This is a genomic window from Nocardiopsis sp. MT53, assembly GCF_019598965.1.
Classification (GTDB): Bacteria; Actinomycetota; Actinomycetes; order Streptosporangiales; family Streptosporangiaceae; genus Nocardiopsis; species Nocardiopsis changdeensis.
The window spans coordinates 5,822,673-5,842,311 of record NZ_CP080599.1; the positions used below are offsets into that span (position 1 = coordinate 5,822,673).

A 19,639-nucleotide genomic window follows, 5' to 3' on the forward strand; every position below is an offset into this window, starting at 1 on the left:
AACAATTCCGGCACCCCTGAAAACCGACGTGCGAATCCGGGTGGTACCTTGACCCTCCCCCCTTCCGTGCGCGACGAGAACGCGGACGACCTCAGAGAACGCTTCGCCGCATCCGGCCACCTCGTCCTCCCCGGCCTGCTGCCCGACGACCTGTGTCGGCGCCTGCTGCCCGAGGTGGACCACTGGGTCGACCGCGGGCTCCGAGAACGCTCGATCGCCTCCTCCCTGGCCCCGGACCGGCACGGTCCGCCCCCGCTCGTGGAACTGGAGATGCCCGCCCACGCGGAGCTCCTCACCTTCACGCCCCTGCTGGAGAGGATCGCCGCGCTCATGGGCGGCCCCTTCGTCCACCACCACCTGCACAGCGCCCGGCACGGCCCCGACACCGAGGGCAAGCCCTGGCACCACGACCGCGAACCGCACGACGGGGACCGCGCGGACCTGCTGATGGTCCACGCCCTGCACTACCCCGCGGGCCTGGACGCCACCATGGGGCACCTGGCGGTGCTGCCCGGCTCGCACCGCGAGCGCGCCGGCAAGACCGCGCGCGCCCACCTGGGGACCGCCGTCCTGCCGGGCGAGACCGTCATCGCCGACCTGCCCCCCGGCTCGACGGTGCTGCTCGACTCCGCCCTGTTCCACGCGCGCCGGGCCGTGCCGCACCGAGGCGGGGGCCGCGACCGCTACTTCATCGACGCCTCCTACTGCCAGGTCGGGGGGAGGTGGCGGCCCGCCAAGCCCCACTGGCGCGACATGCTGCGCCGGGCCCGCCGGCTCGAGCTGGGCGGCGACCGGTGGCCGGAGCTGTTCGCCGAGCGCCACTTCACCGAGTACAGCGCGGGCTGAGGTCCCGTGGAGCGGCTCGGAGAGGTCCCCTTCGACGAGGTCCTGGCCGCCTACCGCGGCGACCACCCGCGGGACCGGCCGCACGAGGCCAACTCGAACGGGGACGGCGAGGAGAACCTGGAGCGCGCCGAGCGGATGCTCGGCACCTGGTCCCGGGTCCGGCTGACCGCCCGGGAGGCCCTGGGCGTCGTCCTGCCCTGGCACCTGGCCGAGGGCGGGGCCCGGGAACTGGTGCCCCGCACCGGCCTGACCGTCGCCCGCGCCGCCGAGGTCCTGCGCCGGGGAGGCCCGGAGCTGGCCCGGGCCAACCCGGTGTGCGCGGCCAAGCTCGACCTGCTGGCCCGGGCGCCCTTCACCCCCGTGTACCTCAGCACCCGGCCGGTGGACCACGACGACTACGCGGACCTGCGGGTCCGCGGCGGCCTCGTCCACCTGGACGGGCTGCACCGGATGCTCGCGTGGGAACTGGCCGGACGGCTGGGACCGGGAACGCGCCTGACCGCCTTCGTCGCCGGCCTGCCCGGCACCGCCCCGCCCCGGGCCCGCCCGGGGACACCGACCGCGGAACGGAGAACATGACCGCGCCCCACCGCCCCGCCCCCTCCCTGCCCGACCTCCTCGACCTGGCCGCCCGCCGCCACCCCGAACGCCCGGCCCTGACCGACGGCGACCGCTCGCTCGACCACCGCGGGCTCCGTGCGGCGGCCCTGCGCACCGCGGCGGCCCTGGAGCGGATGGGGGTGCGCCGGGGCGACCGGGTCGCCCTGGCGGGGCCCCGCGACGCCCGGCTCCCGGCCCTGCTGCACGGGACCCTGTGGGCGGGCGCCGCGGCGGTGCTGGTCGACCCGGGCTGGAGCGGCGCCGACCTGGCCCGCCGCCTGGACGCGGCGGGGGTCCGGTACGCGCTGGCCGCCGAGGAGGGGGCCGGGATACCCGGCGCGCGCAGGGTCGAGGTCCTGGACCCCTTCCGGGCCGGACCCGGCACGGTCCCGGCGGTCCGGCCCGCCGCCGCCCCCCGCGACACCGCCTACCTGTCCTTCACCTCGGGTTCCAGCGGCGAGCCCAAACCCGTGGCCGTCACCCACGCCAACGCGGTCCACTACGCCCGCGCCCTGCGGCGGCGGCTGGGCCTGACCCGCGCCGACGCACCGCGCCTGGCCCACGTCACCACCCTGGCCGCCGACCTCGGCCACACCGCCTGGCTCCTGGCCCTGGCGACCGGCGGCTCGGTCCACGTCGTCCCCGACGGCCTCGCCCGCGACCCCCGGGCCTTCTGGCCGTGCCTGGCCCGCCACGGGACGCGCTGGCTCAAGACGACCCCCTCCCACCTCGCCGTCCTGCTGGAGGGGCGCCCCGCCGACGCCCCGCCCCTGGACACCCTGATCCTGGGCGGTGAGGCCCTGCCCCGCGCCCTGGCCGCCGACCTGCTGGAGCGCGGGGTCGCGCACCGCGTGGTCAACCACTACGGCCCCACCGAGACCACCGTCGGCGCCACCTGCTTCACCGCCCGGGAGGCCGCCGGGCTGCCGGCCGACGAGTCCACCGTGCCCATCGGCACCCCCATCGGGGACGCCGTGCTGCGCCTGGTCGGACCCGACGGGAACACCGTCGCGGGGACCGGCGAGGGGGAGCTCCTCATCGGGGGGAGCGGGGTGGCCGCGGGCTACCTGGGCCTGCCCCGGGAGACGGCCGAGCGCTTCGTCCGGATCGACGGCGGGCGCGTGTACCGCACCGGCGACGTGTGCCGCCGCCGCCCGGACGGCAACCTGGTCTTCGTCGGCCGCACCGACCGGCAGGTGAAGGTGCGCGGCTTCCGGGTCGACCCGGACGGGGTCGAACGGGTCGCCGAGGCGTGCCCGGGGGTGGCCCGCTGCGCGGTGGTGGTCCGCACCACCCCCGACGGCCCGCGGCTGGCCGCCGCGGTGCGGCTGTCCCCGGGCGGGGACCCGGAGGCCGTGCGCGCCCTCCTGCGCGAGCGGCTGCCCGACCACGCGGTCCCGGCCCCGCTGGTGGCCCTGCCCGAACTGCCCACCACCCCCAACGGCAAGCTCGACCGGGACAGGATCGCCGCGGAGATCGACCGCGTGCTCGGCTCCCGGGCCCGGGAGACCGGGCCACGGGCACCGGAGCCGGAGGCGCCGGAGCCGGAGGGGCCCGGGACCGCCGACGCGATCGCCCGACTGTGGGCCGCGGCCCTGGGTGTCCCCGCCATGGCCCCCGACGCCGACGTGCTGGCCCTGGGCGGCGACTCCATCCTGGCGATGCGCACGGTCTCCCTGCTGCGCAGGCTGGGACGGCGGGCCCGGTTCGAGGACTTCTACCGGTACCCGACCCCCGCGGGGCTGGCGCGGGCGTCCCGCCCCGGGGAGGCCGCGGCCGGCCCCGGGGCGGGGCGGGGGAGCCGGACCCGGCGGCCGCACGGCGCGGCGGCCCCGGCCCAGCGCTGGCTGCTGGGGACCCCCCTGAGCGACCCGCGGCACTGGAACCAGTCCGTCCTGCTGCGCTGCGGGCGCCGGGTCGTCCCCGAGGCGCTCACCGCCGCCGTGCAGGCCGTCCTGCACCGGCACGAGGCGCTGCGCCGCCCCATCGGCCCGGCCGGGCCGGGCGCGCCCCGGGCCGCCGACGGCCCCGGAGCGGTGGGCTTCTCCCCGCTGCCGGACGACCCCGCGGACGCGCCCGCCGCGATCCACGGGGTCTGCACCGAGCTCCACCGCTCCCTGGACCCCGGATCGGGGCGCCTGCTGCGGGTCCACCTCTTCCGGGGCGGCCCCGGCTCGGACGACCGCCTGGCGGTGATCGCCCACCACCTGGTCGTGGACGGGGTGTCCTGGCGCATCCTGCTGGACGACCTCGCCCACGCCTACCGCCGCGCCCTGGTCGGGACCCCGGACACCGCACCGGCCGGGGACTTCTACCGCTGGGCCGCGCGGGCCCCGCAGGCCGGCCCCCGGCCCGCCCCCGCCCCCGCCCCGGCGCCGCGCGACGGCGCCCGGCCCCGGGCCCTGGTCTGGTCCCTGCCCCCGGACGCCACCACGGCGCTGTCCCGGGCGGGCGGCCGCCGGCTGGAGGCCCTCCTGCTCGGCGCCTTCGCCCGGGCCCTGGGGCACCGCTGCGGACCCGGCGGGACCGACGTGGAGGTGGAGGCGCACGGCCGGGACACGACCGCGGCGGGCGACCCCTTCCTCGACACCGTCGGCTGGTTCACCGCGGTGCGGCGGGTACGGCTGCCCGGCACGGCCTCGCCCCGGGACGTGGAGCGCGCCCTGGCGGCCGCCCCCGAGATCCCCCTGGACGCGCCCGGCGAGCGGCCCGCCACCGGCTTCAACTTCCTGGGCGCCTTCCGGCCGCCGCGGGAGCCGTCCCTGCGCTGGTCCGCGGCCCCCGAGCAGGCGGGCGTGGCGCGGTGCGACGACGGCGACACCCTCCAGGACCTGCGCCTGACCGCGCGGGTGGTGGACGGCCGCCTGGTCGCCGACCTGGTGTACGCCCACCCCCGGGTCGCCGATTCCGAGGCCGGGCAGATCGTCGCCCGCTTCGGCGCGGAGGTCGCCGCGGCCGCCGGGGCGGAGCCCCCCGCGGCGGTGCGGGTCCCGGCCTCCACCTCCGGCCAGCCGCTGCTGGCCGGGGCGCCCCCCGAACCCCGGACCCGGGTGTCCCGCGAACCCGTGCGGGTCCTGCTCACCGGCGCCACCGGGTACATCGGCGGCCACCTGCTCACCGAGCTCCTGGACCGGGGCGCCCGGGTCACCTGCCTGGTGCGCGCCTCCACCGACGCCGAGGCCGTGCGCCGGGTCGGCGGCGGCACCGGCGCGGTCGAGGCCGTGCGCGGGGACATCACCCGCGAGGGGCTGGGGATGGACGAGGCGGCCGTGCGCCGGGCCGGGCGGGCGCACGCCGTCGTCCACGCGGCGGCCGACGTGCGCCTGGTCGCCCCGCCGGCCGAGCTGGAGAACGCCAACACGGCCGCGGTGCGGCGGCTGGTGGACTGGATGGACCGGCACGCCCCGGGCGCCCGGCTGCACCACCTGTCCACGCTCGCGGTGTCCGGGACGGCGGCGGGCGGCCCCCGCACCTTCGGGGAGGCCGACCTGTGGATCGGGCAGGAGTTCCGCACCCCCTACGAACGGGCCAAGTTCGCCGCCGAGGAGGTGCTCCGCTCCTGGGCCGCCTCGGGCCGCCCCTGCCACGTGCACCGCAGCGGCCACGTCGCCGCGCACAGCCGCACCGGGGCGTTCCAGGCCAACATCGCCGACAACCGCGTGTACCAGCTGGTGCGCGGCTACGTCCTGTCCGGCGCCGCCCCCCGGCGGCCGGACGACTCCTTCGCGTTCTCCTACGTGGACACCGTGGCGGCCGCCATCGCCTCCCTGGCGCTGCACCCCCACACCGCCCCCGGCGTGTACCACGTGGAGAACCCGCACACCGTCGCCCATGATGACCTGGTGCGATGGATCAACGCGTGCGGCCACCCCGTCGCCCTCGGGGACGACGCCGCCTTCGCGGCGGCCCTGGAGCGCGCCGAGCGGCTCCACCCGACCGAGATCGGCCTGGCGGCGGCCTGGTCGCGGCTCGGGGAACGCAACGTGACCGTGGACTCCGCCTACACGGTGTCCGTCCTACGACGGCACGGCATCGCCTTCGCACCGCCCACCCGGCGCTGGTGGGCGGCCGCGCTGGCCTGGGCCTCGGACGCCGGGTTCCTCCCCCCGGTGCCCGTGCCCCGGGAGAGCGTCACCCAGTGAACAGCCGCCACTCCTTCCCACGACCCCAGGAGAGAGCCTTGACCGACCGCAGCACGCTCGAACTCGGATGGACCACCGACGACCTGGAGAACCGGCCCTCCCTGTGGACGACCCGGCTGGACGACGCGGAGCGCGACGCCCTGTGGGCCGACGCGGCGAAGGGCGACTGGAACGGGGCCGTACCGGTGCGCGAGCGCCTGCGCTCCTTCCTGTCCGGCGGGCTGGGGGCGGTCGGGTTCGCGCACGTGTCCAACGCGGCGGTGGCCTCCCGACCCGAGTCCGAGCTCGCCTCGGGCCTGCTGTTCCTGCTCCGCGCCCTGGGCGAGGTCATCCCCCAGAACACGGAGGGGGCCCTGACGCGGATCCTGCGCGACCAGGACGGCGACGGCGCCACGGAGCTGGCGTTCCACTGCGACACCTGCGACGTCCTGGTGCTGCTGTGCCTCCAGCCGGCCGCCGACGGCGGCGGCCGGACCCGGCTGGCCAGCGCCCGCACCGCGCGCGACATCATCCGCCGCGAGTACCCCGGCGCCCTGGCCGAACTGGAGGGCGACTGGACGTTCGACCGCACCGGCCGGGCCGGGGAGCAGGTGGTGGTCACCCCCATCCTCTTCACCGGGCCGGACGGGACGTCGAACTGCTACTACCAGCCGCGCACCGTGCGCACCTCCCCGGAGCGGGGCGGCCCCCCGCTGACCGACCGCCAGTGGGAGGCCCTGGAGACCCTGGACGGTGTGCTGTACCGCCCCGAGGTCGCCTTCACCCTCGGCATGGAGGCGGGCGACCTGCTGCTGCTCCGCAACAGCCGGGTCCTGCACGCGCGCACCGCCTACACCGACGAGCCCGGGCCCCGCGCCCGGCGGATCCTGCGCGCCTGGATGAGCGCGGAGGAGCTGTGAGCGGCACGGGGCGCGGCGTCTGCGTCGTCACGGGGGGCGGCAGCGGCCTGGGGCGGGCCGCCGCCCTCGCCCTGCTGGGGGACGGGTGGCGGGTGGTCGTGGCGGGCCGCCGCGAGGAGGCCCTCAAGGAGACCCTGCGGCTGGCCGGGAGCGACGCCGGGAACGCCCTGGCCGTGCCCACCGACATCCGCGACCCCGAGGCGGTCCGGGCGCTGTTCGCCGCCGCGGTCCGGGAGCTGGGCCGGGTGGACCTGCTGTTCAACAACGCGGGCGCGGCCGTCCCGCGGGTCCCCGTGCCCGAGGTCGACCTCGCCGACTGGCACACGGTCCTGGACACCATCGTCACCGGGACCTTCCTGTGCTCGCGGGAGGCGTTCCGGGTGATGCGCGACCAGTCCCCGCCCGGCGGCCGGATCATCAACAACGGCGCGCCCTCCGCCCACGTGCCCCGGCCGCACGCGATCGCCTACACCGCGGCCAAGCACGCGGTCCTGGGCATCACCCGCTCCCTGACGCTGGACGGGCGGGCCCACGGCATCGCCTGCGGGCAGATCGACGTCGGCAACGTCGCCCCCGCGGACGGGGGGCCTCAGCCCGCGGCGCTGCAGGCCGACGGCTCCACGGCCGTGGAGCCGGTGATCCCGGTGGAGCGGTTCACCGAGGCCCTGCTGCTGATGGCGGCGATGCCGCCGGGGGCGAACGTCCACTCGCTCACCGTGCTGCCCACCGCCATGCCCTACACGGGAAGGGGCTGATCCCGGCTCCGCCCCCCTTGCCCGGCACCGGCGGGGCGTGGTGTCATCGGGGCGTCGGGCCGGTGACACGGGTCCGACCGAGCCGGTGGGCCGCCGTGGCGTGGCGGCCCGCCGGCCCGCGCGTTCGCCCTGGGCGCAAGGGCTTCCCGGCATCAGCGGGGGCCGGCCGGTGTTGGGGTGCACATGGACGCTGAGAAGAACACAGCGCAGACACCGGACCAGGAAATCCTCGACTCCTACAGTTCCACCGTCACGGCCGTCGCCGAGACGGTCCTGCCCAGCGTCGCCGCCCTGACCCTGCGCGGCCCCCGCGGCTCCGGCTCCGGATCGGGCGTGGTCTTCACGCCCGACGGGCTCCTGCTCACCAGCGCACACGTCGTCGACGGCGCCGACCGGGGCCGGGCCGCGTTCGGCGACGGCTCCGAGGCCGCGTTCACCGTGGTCGGCGCCGACCCCCTCTCGGACCTGGCGGTGCTGCGCACCGAGCGCGACCTCGCCCCGCCCGTGACCCTGGGGGACGCCGACACCCTGACCGTGGGCCGCCTGGTGGTGGCCGTCGGCAACCCGTTCGGGCTGTCGGGATCGGTCACCGCCGGGATCGTCTCCGGGCTGGGCCGGTCGCTGCCCGCCCGGGAGGGGCGGCACGTGCGGCTCATCGACGACGTCATCCAGACCGACGCCGCCCTCAACCCGGGCAACTCCGGGGGCGCGCTGGCCGACTCCCGGGGCCGGGTGGTGGGCGTCAACACCGCCGTCGCCGGGTACGGGCTGGGCCTGGCGGTGCCGATCAACTCCACCACCCGCGGCATCATCGCCGACCTGGTCTCCCGGGGCCGGGTGCGGCGCGCCTGGCTGGGGGTGGCCGGGGTCCCGGCCCCGCTGCCGCCGGAGATCGCCGGGCGCACCGGCCGCACGCGCGGCCTGCGCGTGGTGGAGGTGGTGCCGGGCAGCCCCGCCGGGGTCGCCGGGATCCACCTGGGCGACGTGGTCCTGCACGCCGCCGGCCACCCGGTCCAGGACGGCCAGGGGCTGCAGCGGCTGATGCTGGGCACGGCGATCGGCTCGCGCATGCCCATCACCGTGCTGCGCAAGGGCGCGCTGGTGGACGTGGTGGCCGTCCCGGAGGAGCTGGCCCCGGCCCGCTGAGCCGGGCGCGCGGAACACGGAGAGGGGCCCGCCGGACGGCGGGCCCCTCTCCCCCGGTCCGGGTCAGCCGCGCAGCAGCGCCTGGTGGGCCAGCTCCCGGCACAGGACCGCGAAGTCCAGCCCGGCAGCGGCCGCGGCCATCGGGAAGGTGGAGGTCTCGGTCAGCCCGGGGGCGACGTTGGCCTCCAGGAAGATGACCTCGCCCCCGTCGGTGACGATGAGGTCGGTGCGGGACAGGTCCCGCAGCCCCAGCGCGCGGTGCGCGGTCAGCGCCACCTCGCGGGCCGCCGCCAGGACCTCCTCCGGCAGCCGGGCCGGGCAGAAGAACTCGGTGCGGCCGGCGGTGTAGCGGGCGGCGTAGTCGTACACCCCGCCGTCGGGCACGATCTCCACCGGCGGCAGGGCGGTGGGCCCGTCGCCGGTGTCGAGCACGCCCACGGCCAGCTCCGTGCCCTGCACCTGCTCCTCGACCAGGGCCGAGTCGCTGTAGGCGAAGCACGACACCAGGGCGGCGGACAGGTCCTGCACCCCGGTGACGGGGGTGGCGCCGAACGCCGATCCGCCCCGGTCGGGCTTGACGAACAGCGGCGAGCCCAGCCGGTCGGCGAGCCTGGCCAGCAGCGCCGGGGCGCCCAGGTCGTGGAAGGCGGACTTGGGCAGGACGGCGCCGCGCGGCACCCGCACGCCGCGGGCGGCCATGAGCGCCTTGGCGGTGGGCTTGGCGTAGGCCAGGCGGCAGGCGGCGGGGGCGGCCCCCACGTAGGGAACTCCGACCAGGTCGAGGACCTCGCGGATGGTGCCGTCCTCGCCCGCGGACCCGTGCAGGACGGGGAAGACCACCTGGGGCGGGTCCGCGGTGAGCCGGTCCAGCAGGGTGGCGTCGACGTCGGCGACCTGGACCTCCACGTCCAGTCGGCGCAGCGCCTCGGCGACACTGCGTCCGGAGTGGACGCTCACCTCGTGTTCGGGGGACAGGCCCCCGGCGAGAACGAGAACGCGGTCAAGGTCGGCCACGGCGCGGACCTCCTTCTGTGCTGTCATGTTGCTCGGTGCCCCTCGGGGTCAGGGCGTGTCGGGGGCGGGGGCCTGGTCGCCCTCGGTGGGCGGGGCGAGGGTGCTGCCGAACGTATCACGCAGGTCCAGCTCGCCCTCGATGGCTCCGACCAGGCGCCGGACTCCCTCGCGGATCTGCTCCGGGGTGGGGTAGCAGAAGCTCAGCCGCATGCTCTGGCGGCCGCGGCCGTCGGCGTAGAACCCGGTGCCGGGCACGTACGCGACGCGTTCGGTGACGGCGCGGGGCAGCATGGCCTTGGCGTCGATGCCCTCCGGCAGGGTCGCCCAGACGAAGAAGCCGCCCTCGGGGCGCGTCCAGGTGCAGCCCTGGGGCATCATCGCGGTCAGCGCGGAGAGCATGGCGTCGCGGCGCTCGCTGTACATGCCGTTGAACGCCTTGATCTGCTCCTTCCACGGGAACTTGCGGAAGTAGCGGCGCACCACCAGCTGGTTGAAGGTGGAGTGGCTGAGCATCGCCGACTCGGCGGCCAGGACCAGTTTGGCGCGGACCGCGGCCGGGGCCAGGGCCCAGCCGATGCGCAGGCCGGGCGACAGGGTCTTGGACAGCGAGCCGAGGTAGACGACGTTGCCCTCGCCCTGGGAGTACAGGGTGGGCTGCGGCTCTCCGTCGTAGCGCAGCAGGCCGTAGGGGTTGTCCTCGATGATGAGCACGCCGTGGCGGCGGCAGGTCTCGACGACGGCGGTGCGCCGCGCGGCGCTCATGGTGATCCCGGCCGGGTTCTGGAAGTTGGGGATCGTGTAGAAGAACTTGACCGGCCGCCCGTCGAGCTCGGCGCGGACCAGCGCCTCCTCCAGCTCCTCGGGGACCACGCCCTGCTCGTCCATGCCCACGTGCCGGATGTCGGCCTGGAACGCGGTGAAGGTGTTGATGGCGGTGACGTAGGTGGGCGCCTCGGTGAGCACGACGTCGCCGGGGTCGACGAAGACCCGGGTGATGAGGTCCAGGGCCTGCTGGGAGCCGACGGTGACGATGACGTCGTCGGGGGCGGCGTGGATGCCCTCGAGTTTCATGTACTCGCACAGCTGCTCGCGCAGGACGGGGTCGCCCTGGGCGGAGCCGTACTGGAGCGCGGCCGCGCCCTCCTCGGCGACGACGTCCTTGACCAGCTCGCCCAGCGGCTCCAGGGGGAGCGCCGCGACGTTGGGCATGCCGCCGGCGAGGGAGACGACCTCGGGGCGCGATGCGACGGCGAAGAGTGCCCGGACCTCCGATGCGACCATGCCCTGGGCTCGGCGCGCGTAGCGGCCGATGTGCGGGTCGATGCGCGAGCCCTGGCGATCGGGCTGTTGCTCTCGGGGGTCAGTGGACACGATCCACCTCCGTTGGGAAGGACGGTCGGGCGGGCCGGTGCGGCGCCGCCGGGATCATCGTTGGTCCTGGTTTCGACGCCCTCGACGGGCCCACGGTTCACACGGGTCGTCCGTGGCGGCCGGGCCGGGGGCGACGCCGATGCGACGGTCGGGTCGGGTGAGCCGTGCGCGAACACGGTTCGGTAAATGCAGCGAGTGTAACCCAGTGCACCGCCATGACCCCCGCCGGACAAGGGATTCGTGCTGTTCATCACGCTTTCCCCTTTCGCCCGATCAGTCCGCATCGTCTCTGAGGAGTACCCGCCCGGATCCGGTGACCCGCACGGCGATGACCGGATCTTGGACGATATTTCACTCTCGGTGACCGTGTCGGAACGGTGCGGCCGGGCGCCCCTCGGCGACCGTGGGGGCGGGCCCGCCGCGGAGGCGGGCCGACCGGAGGAAGGGGAAGCCATGGGAGTCCGCTCGACCGGGACCCGCGCGCCGCTGGCGGTCCTGCTGGCGGGCGCGGCCTGGGCCGTCGTCTCGTGCTCGCCCGCGGCGGAGACCGACCCCGCCGCGGTGGAGCTGCGGCGGACCGCCGAGGCCCTGTCGGTGACGGTGCTGCGCCCGGGGGCCGAGCGCGCCTTCGCCCGCGAGGGGCACCCGCTGGAAGGCGCCCTGGAGTGCGGCACGACCCCGCCCGCCGACGCCTCCCCCTCCCGGGAGGCCGACGCCGAGGCCGGCGGCACCACCGTCGTGCACTGCACCGGCACCACCGAGGAGGGCGCCCCGGTGCGGTTCGAGGGCGAGCTGTCCCGAGAGGCGCTGATCGCCCGCCCGGCGGGCGACGACGGTCTGCCGGGCACGTTCGTGGGCACCGTCGACGGCGAGGAGGTGTTCCGGATGGACTGCCTGCAGTGCGCCCCGGCCGCCGAGGACGCCGACGGGCAGAAGGACACGGCCTCGGCCCGCACCGAGGACTGAGGGCCCCGGAAGGGTGCCGGGGCGGCGTCCCGGAGAGACCGTACCGGGACGCCGCCGATGCGCGGACGGTCCGGACTCCCCCGAGGTCCCGGACCCACCTCCGGCCTGTGGACGCGCCCGCCGCGGCTCCTCGGCCCCCCTCAAGGCCTCGGATACGGCGGGCGCCGGTACCGCTCCCGGTTGCTGCGGCCGTCGCGCCCTCTCTTGCCCGACGTCCGCCCCGGCAGGGGCCGCGCACGACCCATCAAACGCGCCCGGGACCCCGTCCGCAACGGTTGCACTAGGTTGCGACCTCGACACCGAGGGGAACCGCTCCGTCACCCGATCCCACCCGGGACCGCAATTCGCGCACCCCGGGGGAGTGCGAACCCGGCAGCAGGTCCTCGGGGAAGTCGGGCAGCACGACGCGCACCACCACGTCCTCGCTGAACCGGTAGGGGCGGCTCTCCACGATGCCGCCCAGGTGGCGGCGGAGCCGGGACAGCTCGGCCCGGACGGTCACCACGTGCCCGACCGCCCCGAACACGTCGGTGGACAGCTCGGCGGCGGTGCGCCCGGACCGGTGCACCGCCAGCAACAGCAGCAGCTCCGCGTGGCGCGGGGTGGGCCGGTGCGCCCAGCTGCCGCTGCTGCCCTCGACCGTGACCTCCGGGGCGGGCCCGGACAGGTCCAGGGTGACGACCGAGGGCGCCGTGCACTCGGCGGGCCTGGGGCGGACGAGCCAGCCGCCCGGCAGCGGCTCCAGAGAGCACTCCCCCAGGGCGGGCAGCCAGGCGGTACCGCTCTCGCGGTGCGTGGGCAGCAGCACCCGGCGGATGGGCTCCATGTTGACGGCGGCGGCCGTCCACCCGGTCTCGTCGACCACCAGGGCCCGCTCCCGCATCCCGGCCAGCAGGGGCGCCGAGACCGCCCGCAGCCGCTCCAGGTGGGTGTGGTGGATGCTCTGCAGGTGCGCCTCGGCCAGCTGGGCGACGGCGCTGACCAGGGCCAGGGTGGAGGGGTGGATGGTGGAGACCGGGCCGGTGACGTCGATGGCGCCCAGCAGACGCCCGTCGCGCGGGTCGTGGATGGGGGCGCAGGCACAGGTCAGGGTGTGCAGGCTGCGCACGAAGTGCTCGGCCGAGTACACCTGCACCGGCCGGCCCACCACCAGGGCGGTGCCGATGGCGTTGGTGCCGGTGCTGCCCTCGTTCCAGTAGGAGCCCTCCACGAGTCCGACCCGGTCGCCGACGCCGCGCATGCGGTGCGAGCCGTCCCGCCACAGGATCTGGCCGGAGGCGTCGGTGACCAGCATGATGTGGTCGGCCTCGTCGGCGACCGACACCAGGGACCGGCGGATGAGCGGCAGGACCTCGGCGATGGGGGACTCCTGCCGGCGGCGGTGCAGCTCGTCGGTGGACACCAGGCGCGGCGGCGGCCCGGCGTCGGGGTCGATGCCGAAGCGGCGCATTCGGTTCCAGGAGTCCTCGATGACCGGCCGCGGCCGGACCGGGCCGGGGCGTCCGCTCAGGGACGCGTCGTGCATCCGGCGCAGTGCGAGGGCGTGTTCGCGGGCGTCGACCCCTGCGGGCAGGGCCGTGTCCAGCGGAGGAAACGACATGGGGCTCCCTGACCTCGTGTTCACGGTGGCGTCCATCCAGTGTCCTGCCTCGAATCCGGCGTCGTTGAGCGAACCGCGACAGACGCGCGTTTCGGAGGCCGATGGCACTGTCCACATCCGTTTTCTGTGAGAGGTGACGGGTGGCCGAAGGCACGGGAGGCGGAGCGCGGCCACCGGGTCCGGACGCCGGGGTGGCCCTTCAGCTTCCACCATCTCCGGGGCCGGGAACAGCCGACGTGCAAGGGATACCGCGCGATTGGCCGAAAACGGCCACCGCGCCTCCCCGGCCCGGCCGCCGCGGGCCGCGGCTCAGCCGCCGGGCAGGCGGGTGAGGGCGAACCACAGCCGCATCCGCTGCTCGGGGTCGCCCAGGTCCACTCCCAGTTCGCGTTCGATCCGGCCGATCCGGTAGCGGACGCTGTTGCGGTGCACGCCCAGGTCGGCGGCGGCCCGGTCCCAGCCGCCGTGCCGGGTCAGCCAGGCCCGCAGGGTGCCGCGCAGCATCCGGGCGGTGTCGTCCCGTCCCGCCAGCGGCCCCAGCACCCGGCGGGCGAGGGCGTCGGCGGCGGCCGGGTCCAGGAGTTCCGCGAAGGGGTCGGTGCCCTCCTCCCACAGCAGCGGCGTGCCCGCGGCGCGGGCACGGTCCAGCAGCGCGGCCGCGCGGCGGTCGGCCCCGGGCAGGTCCCCGGGCGGCACCGGGTCGCCGACCGCACCGGTCCAGCCGTACAGGGCGAGGCCGTCCAGGTCGGCCCGGTGGGCGTCGGCGCCCCGGTCGGCCAGGACGGCGCGCAGGGTCCCGTCCGGAAGGGCGCCCGCGACGGCGGTGGGCAGCGGCGGCGGGGCGGGCCGGCCGGTCCCGGCCGGGGCGGCGCGCAGCACCCGGTAGCGGTCCGCCGACGGGTCTCCGGCCAGTTCGGAGAGCAGGGGCGCCGCCGCGCCGCCGGGCCCGCCGTCCAGCAGCAGCGCGGCGATCAGCGCCCCGGGGACCGGGGGCGGCGCGGGCGCGGTGCGCGCGACCAGGTCGAGCAGGGCGGTGGCGGTGCGCAGCACGGCGCGGTCGGTGAGGCCCAGCGGTTCGGGGCGCCCCACCAGCAGCACCCCGTACTCGCGGGGCGGTGTGCCGACGGTGTGCCAGAACACCTCGTCGCCCGCCAGGCGGGTCTTGGCGCTGCGCGGTCCGGCCGGCGCCGTCAGGCGGCCCAGCAGCTCGGCGGCCTCCGGCCCTGGGTCCTCGGGCGCCCCGGGGGCGGAGAACGCCACCGACCCGCCCGGCCCCAGGACCAGGGCCCAGGCGTCCAGGGCCGAGGCCAGCACCCGCAGGACGCGCTCGGCCGGGTCGGGGGCGGAGACGGCGCGGGCCATGTCGCGGTGGGCCTCGCCCAGGCGGCGCAGGTCGCGCAGCCGCACCTCCTCCAGCGCCTCGGCGACGGCCCGGGCCACGGCGGCGAAGGGGGTGGGGCGGGGCACCTCGAACAGGGGGAGCCCGTGCAGGCGGCACTGCTCCGCCAAGGCGGCCGGGACGGCGTCGTGGACCGGGGTGACGCCGAACCCGAGGGCGGCCACCCCGGTCTCCACCAGGGCGGCCACGTAGGCGCGGACCCCGGCCCCGTCCGCGGGCAGCCCGCTGCCGGCCGTCAGCAGCAGCTCGCCGCCGCGCAGGTAGGGGGTGGGGTCGGCCAGTTCGCTGGACACCGCCCAGGTCACCGCCGGGTCCCCTGCCTCCACGACCGGGCGCAGGCCCAGGTCGCGACGGGCCAGCACGGTGCCCAGCGCGATGCCGTCGGCCCCGCGGTGCTCCTCGTCCACCCGTCCCCCTCCCCCGCCCGGCCCTCGCCGGACGTCCCCCGGCCCCTGGAGCGGCCTTGGATACTCCGTCCATGGGAACACACCCGGTTGTGCTTTTCGTCCACTGGAGCGGTCCCGGGTTCCCGCCTACCCTGACCGGAGCGCGTGCGGCCGACGCCGACGACGTCGCCGGTCGCACCCCGACCCGCCGCGCAGAGCGCGCCGACCACGAGAGGGACACCACCGCCCGATGAGCGCACCGATCGGACCCACCGACTCCAGCCTCGTACCGCGTTTCGCCGGACCCGCGACGTTCGCGCGGCTGCCCCGCATCGACCAGGTCGAGCGGGCCGACATCGCCGTGGTCGGCGTCCCCTTCGACACCGGTGTCTCCTACCGTCCGGGCGCCCGGTTCGGCCCCTCCGCCATCCGCGAGGCCAGCCGCCTGCTGCGCCCCTACCACCCGGGCCTGGACGTGTCCCCGTTCGCCACCGCCCAGGTGGTCGACGGCGGGGACATCGCGGTCAACCCGTTCTCCATCGGCGACGCCGTGGAGACCATCGACGAGGCCGCCTCCGGTTTCGTGCGTGCGGGCACCCGCCTGGTCACCCTGGGCGGCGACCACACCATCGCGCTGCCGCTGCTGCGTTCGCTGTACCGCGAGCACGGCCCCATCGCGATGCTGCACTTCGACGCCCACCTGGACACCTGGGACACCTACTTCGGCGAGCCCTACACCCACGGCACCCCGTTCCGCCGGGCCGTGGAGGAGGGCATCCTCGACACCGAGGCGATCAGCCACGTCGGTACCCGGGGGCCCCTGTACGGCAAGAAGGACCTGGAGGACGACCGCCGCTTCGGCTTCGGGATCGTCACCTCCGCCGACGTCATGCGCAAGGGCGTGGACGAGATCGCCGACGCGCTGCGCCAGCGCATCGGCGACCGGCCGCTCTACGTGTCGGTGGACATCGACGTGCTGGACCCGGCGCACGCGCCCGGCACCGGCACCCCCGAGGCGGGCGGGCTGACCAGCCGCGAGCTGCTGGAGATCCTGCGCGGGCTGTCCTCCTGCAACCTGGTGGGCGCCGACGTGGTGGAGGTCGCCCCGGCCTACGACCACGCGCAGATCACCTCGACGGCGGCCTCCCACGTCGCCTACGACCTGGTCAGCGTGCTCGCGCTGAACCACGCCCGCAGGGCCTGAGGCCGTACTCTTCCGGACCTTCCGCCCCGCTGCGGCCCGCCCGTCGCGCGGCGGAAGGTCCTCAAGGGCGTCGAGGACCGGTGTGGGGGCCGGCCTCGGCGCCCTTCCGGCTGCGCCCCGCGTCCCTCCGAACGGCCGCACGCCTCCTCCGGGCGGGCCCCGGGCCGGAGCGGCGGGGCGCTCCGGCGCACGCGGGCGCCCCGCCGCCAAGGCGTGTTCGGTGGATGCTCTCGTGTGGCCCGGCGCTCGCGCCGGGTGCCGGGAGCGGTCGTCGGGTGACTTCCCGCAAGCCTCCCGGCGAGGTCGGCCCGGGGTAGGCCGTCCGAGCCCAGGCGGCGCGGCGAGGTCGGCCCGGCGGCCGCGACCCGGAATGATCCGCCGGAGACGCCTTACGCTCCGGCCGGGGCGCCGCGTGCCTCCAGGTGCGCCCAGGTCAGGGCGGTGACGTGGTCGGCCATCGCCTCGGGGCTCTCCCCCGGGTGGTCCAGCAGCCAGTCGGCGAACGCGTCGGCGGTGCTCACCGCGATCCTGGCCAGCAGCGCGGCGTCGCGCTCGCGCACGTCCCCGGGCAGTCCGCCGCAGGTGGTGATGAGGTCGGTGACCTCGGCCAGCACGCGGTCGCGGGCCCGGGTCACCTCGGCGGCGAAGGGGCCGGCGGCGGCGCGCCGGTACAGGACGGTCCAGCTCTCCCTGTTCTCGACCACGAATCCGAAGAAGGCGCGGATTCCGCGGCGCAGGGGGTCCTCCCCGCGCGGGGCGCGGGGGTCGTGGACGGCGGCGCGCAGGGTGAGCATGAGGCGTTCGGACTCGCGGCGCACGCAGGCGGTGAATATGCCTTCCTTGGAGCCCAGATAGTGGTACACCGTCGGTTTGGAGGTTCCCGCGGCCGCGGCGATCTGCTCGACGCGCACCGTGTGGTAGTCGCCCCGGGAGAATTCCGTGACGGCGGCGTCGATCATCAGTTGTTCACGGATCCGACGCGGTAGTCTGCGCTGTTTGCTCTTCACTCTGACGAACCCTATTGATCCGCCCTCTTTTGACCAGGGCCTCCCGGCACCCGTTTCCGGGCGCGGAGGGGCTTCGGATTCCGTGGCGGACGGATGACCTGTGACTACGAGTGAGTCCACCCTCACCCGTGGTGGTGTATCCCACATTCTCCGGGGTTTGGACGGCCGGATACCGCACACGGGTGCGCGGGACCCGGCCGCCTCCCGTCAGTCCGTCACGGCCTGCCCGTACGCCGGACGCAGCTCCAGCGTGCAGCACTTGGCGCCGCCGCCGGCCTTGCGCAGCTCGTCCAGCTCCACCGGGTGGACGGTCAGGCCCTCGGCGCGCAACCGGTCGGCCAGGTCCCGCGCCTCGGCGGCCAGGACCACGTTGCGGCCGTCGCAGACGGCGTTCAGGCCCAGGACGCGGGCGTCGTCCTCGGTGGCGAGGAGGGCGTCCGGGAACAGCGCCTCCAGCACCCTGCGGCTGCCCGCGGAGAACGCGCCCGGGTAGTAGGCGACGCGCTCGCCCGACAGCGCGAACAGGGCCGTGTCCAGGTGGTAGAAGCGGGGGTCCACCAGTTGCAGGGTCACCACCGGGCGGCCCAGGAAGCGCTCGGCCTCCTGGTGCGCGGCCGCCTCGGTGCGGAACCCGGTGCCGGCCAGGACCACGTCGTCGAGGGTGATGAAGTCGCCCTCCCCCTCGTTGACGTGCTTGGGCTCCCGGGTCTCGGTGTACCCCGCGGCCCGGAACCACTCCAGGTAGGCGGGCCCCTCGGGGGTGCGTTCGGCGCTGGCGAAGCGGGCGCCGTAGACCCGGCCGTCGACCACCAGGGCGCCGTTGGCCGCGAACACCATGTCCGGCAGCCCCTCGATGGGCGAGATCTCCTGGACCTCGTGGCCCAGCTCCAGGTAGAGGTCGCGCAGCGCCTCCCATTGGCGGATCGCCCGCTCCCGGTCGACCCGCACGGCGGGGTCCATCCAGGGGTTGATCGCGTATTCGACCGCGAAATAGGTGGGGCGGCACATGAGGTAGTGCCGTCGAACCGCCACCGGACCGGTCGGGTTCTTCATTGAACCTCCCAGTGAGACCGTCGGGAATCACGGACCCCCGCGGCGGCGCGGCCTTCACCACCGTGCGCCGCCTCGGGGTTCGTCCGTTCGATGTGGGGATACCCGCACCGGGGCCGGGCCAAGGGGCACGGTTCGGTGAACACGCGGTCCCCGGCACGGGCCGCCCCCGCGCCCGGACGGGCGCGGGGGCGGCCGCGGGGCGGGCGGTCAGCGGCCGCCCGCGCGGGCCACCGCCTCCTCCAGTTCCTCACGGTTCATCTTGGAGCGGCCCGGCACGTCCAGCTCCGAGGCGCGCCGGAGCAGTTCGCGCTTGGTGCGCCGGCCCTCGCCGCGGGCGGGCGGGCGCGGCCCGGGGGCGCGCCCGTGCGGGAGGCTGCGGCGCAGCGCCTCCTGGAGAGCGCCGTCCCTGGAGGACCCCTCGGTCCGGCGCGGCCGGTCCTCCCCGCCGGGCCGGTGGGTGATGGTGCCTCCCCTGGCCTTGGCCCGCACCAGTTCGGTGAGGCGGTGGCCGTAGCTGTCTTCGTAGCGGGCCGGGTCCCAGTCGACCGACAGCGAGTCGACCAGTTCGGCGGCCAGCGCCAGCTCCTCCTTGCCCAGCGCGGGGTAGGGCACCGGCGGCATCACGTCGTCGGGGGCGCGCACCTCGTCGGGCCACCACAGGGTGGAGGCGGACAGCACGCCGCGGGTCGGCTCGATGAGCACCGGGGACTCGCGGTCGCGCAGGACGACGGTGGCCGTCCCCGCCCGGCGCGTGCGGTCCAGGGCCGCGTAGAGCAGCTGGTAGGGCTGGGCGTCGGCGGGGTCGCGCGGGGCCATGTAGTAGGTGGAGGCGTACCAGAGGGGCCCGACCGACCCCTCGGAGACGAACCCGTCCAGGCGCATGGTGCGCGACCCGTGCGGGAGGATCTCCTCCAGTTCCTCCGGTTCCAGGACGACGTACTCGTCCTCGACGGCGGTGCGGGCGCCGCGCACGATCTTCTCGGCGGGGACCTCCTCGCCGGTGCGCTCGTTGACGCGGACGTAGCGGATGCGGTCGGCGGTGCCGCGTTCGAACTGGTGCAGGACCGGTCCGCGGCGCTCGCGGGCGCTGTAGAGGCGCACCCCGATCGGCACTTCGCCGAACATGAGGGTGCCCACCCAGACAGGATTGACCATGGTGCCTCCCTAGTCCCCATGATCACCGGGGGCGGGCAAAATACCGGTCGAAAAGAACAAAGAACCAGTCATGGGACTTTTCCGACAACCGAACCC

The 19,639-nt window shown here is 76.1% G+C and carries 15 protein-coding genes; 8 read left to right on the top strand and 7 right to left on the bottom strand.

Features of this window, described 5'->3' with window-relative positions; all coding sequences use genetic code 11:
- The first annotated feature begins 66 nt into the window (after nucleotides 1–66).
- The 6 genes from K1J57_RS25950 to K1J57_RS25970 all read left to right on the top strand — a co-directional run bounded on the left by K1J57_RS25950 (nucleotide 67) and on the right by K1J57_RS25970 (nucleotide 8,388).
- Complete coding sequence (locus K1J57_RS25950) at nucleotides 67–846, top strand: phytanoyl-CoA dioxygenase (protein WP_220561343.1); 780 nt, start codon at nucleotides 67–69, stop codon at nucleotides 844–846.
- 6 nt (nucleotides 847–852) lie between these two features.
- The gene (locus tag K1J57_RS25955; protein ID WP_220561344.1) at nucleotides 853–1,425 is read left to right on the top strand and encodes a DUF6309 family protein; all 573 of its coding nucleotides are present in this window, start codon (nucleotides 853–855) and stop codon (nucleotides 1,423–1,425) included.
- Complete coding sequence (locus tag K1J57_RS25960) at nucleotides 1,422–5,588, top strand: AMP-binding protein (RefSeq protein ID WP_220561345.1); 4,167 nt, start codon at nucleotides 1,422–1,424, stop codon at nucleotides 5,586–5,588. The genes K1J57_RS25955 and K1J57_RS25960 overlap by 4 nt, the downstream gene beginning before the upstream one ends.
- A 38-nt stretch (nucleotides 5,589–5,626) precedes the next feature.
- On the top strand, nucleotides 5,627–6,487 hold the full coding sequence (locus K1J57_RS33710) for a TauD/TfdA family dioxygenase (protein ID WP_255646605.1): 861 nt from the start codon (nucleotides 5,627–5,629) through the stop codon (nucleotides 6,485–6,487).
- Nucleotides 6,484–7,242 (top strand): SDR family oxidoreductase, encoded by a 759-nt coding sequence (locus K1J57_RS33715; RefSeq protein ID WP_255646606.1) that lies wholly within the window; start codon nucleotides 6,484–6,486, stop codon nucleotides 7,240–7,242. The genes K1J57_RS33710 and K1J57_RS33715 overlap by 4 nt, the downstream gene beginning before the upstream one ends.
- A gap of 183 nt (nucleotides 7,243–7,425) precedes the next feature.
- Nucleotides 7,426–8,388, top strand: a complete 963-nt coding sequence (locus K1J57_RS25970; RefSeq protein ID WP_220561346.1) for a S1C family serine protease — start codon at nucleotides 7,426–7,428, stop codon at nucleotides 8,386–8,388.
- Between the two features lie 63 nt (nucleotides 8,389–8,451).
- Here K1J57_RS25970 and K1J57_RS25975 read toward each other — a convergent pair whose 3' ends face one another.
- Both K1J57_RS25975 and K1J57_RS25980 read right to left on the bottom strand, forming a co-directional pair.
- Complete coding sequence (locus K1J57_RS25975) at nucleotides 8,452–9,402, bottom strand: D-alanine--D-alanine ligase (RefSeq protein WP_220565797.1); 951 nt, start codon at nucleotides 9,400–9,402, stop codon at nucleotides 8,452–8,454.
- A 48-nt stretch (nucleotides 9,403–9,450) separates the two neighbouring features.
- On the bottom strand, nucleotides 9,451–10,683 hold the full coding sequence (locus K1J57_RS25980) for a PLP-dependent aminotransferase family protein (protein WP_220565798.1): 1,233 nt from the start codon (nucleotides 10,681–10,683) through the stop codon (nucleotides 9,451–9,453).
- Between the two features lie 543 nt (nucleotides 10,684–11,226).
- On the opposite strand from K1J57_RS25980, the gene K1J57_RS25985 reads away from it, so the two are divergent.
- Nucleotides 11,227–11,739, top strand: coding sequence for a hypothetical protein (locus tag K1J57_RS25985; protein WP_220561347.1), 513 nt, complete (start codon nucleotides 11,227–11,229; stop codon nucleotides 11,737–11,739).
- Nucleotides 11,740–12,019: 280 nt separating this feature from the next.
- On the opposite strand, the gene K1J57_RS25990 is transcribed toward K1J57_RS25985, so the two are convergent.
- Nucleotides 12,020–13,339, bottom strand: coding sequence for a GAF domain-containing protein (locus K1J57_RS25990; RefSeq protein WP_220561348.1), 1,320 nt, complete (start codon nucleotides 13,337–13,339; stop codon nucleotides 12,020–12,022).
- 309 nt (nucleotides 13,340–13,648) lie between these two features.
- Nucleotides 13,649–15,145 carry a PucR family transcriptional regulator gene (locus K1J57_RS25995; protein ID WP_255646608.1) on the bottom strand — a complete coding sequence of 499 codons (1,497 nt, stop codon included), beginning with the start codon at nucleotides 15,143–15,145 and terminating at the stop codon, nucleotides 13,649–13,651.
- Between the two features lie 229 nt (nucleotides 15,146–15,374).
- On the opposite strand from K1J57_RS25995, the gene speB reads away from it, so the two are divergent.
- Nucleotides 15,375–16,328 carry an agmatinase gene (gene speB, locus K1J57_RS26000; protein WP_220561349.1) on the top strand — a complete coding sequence of 318 codons (954 nt, stop codon included), beginning with the start codon at nucleotides 15,375–15,377 and terminating at the stop codon, nucleotides 16,326–16,328.
- Between the two features lie 389 nt (nucleotides 16,329–16,717).
- Here the strand turns inward: speB and K1J57_RS26005 are convergent, their stop codons facing one another.
- The 3 genes from K1J57_RS26005 to K1J57_RS26015 all read right to left on the bottom strand — a co-directional run bounded on the left by K1J57_RS26005 (nucleotide 16,718) and on the right by K1J57_RS26015 (nucleotide 19,543).
- Complete coding sequence (locus K1J57_RS26005) at nucleotides 16,718–17,335, bottom strand: TetR/AcrR family transcriptional regulator (protein ID WP_220561350.1); 618 nt, start codon at nucleotides 17,333–17,335, stop codon at nucleotides 16,718–16,720.
- 207 nt (nucleotides 17,336–17,542) lie between these two features.
- Nucleotides 17,543–18,388, bottom strand: coding sequence for a dimethylargininase (ddaH, locus tag K1J57_RS26010; protein WP_220561351.1), 846 nt, complete (start codon nucleotides 18,386–18,388; stop codon nucleotides 17,543–17,545).
- A 207-nt stretch (nucleotides 18,389–18,595) separates the two neighbouring features.
- The gene (locus tag K1J57_RS26015) at nucleotides 18,596–19,543 is read right to left on the bottom strand and encodes a Ku protein (protein WP_220561352.1); all 948 of its coding nucleotides are present in this window, start codon (nucleotides 19,541–19,543) and stop codon (nucleotides 18,596–18,598) included.
- Nucleotides 19,544–19,639 lie beyond the last annotated feature (96 nt).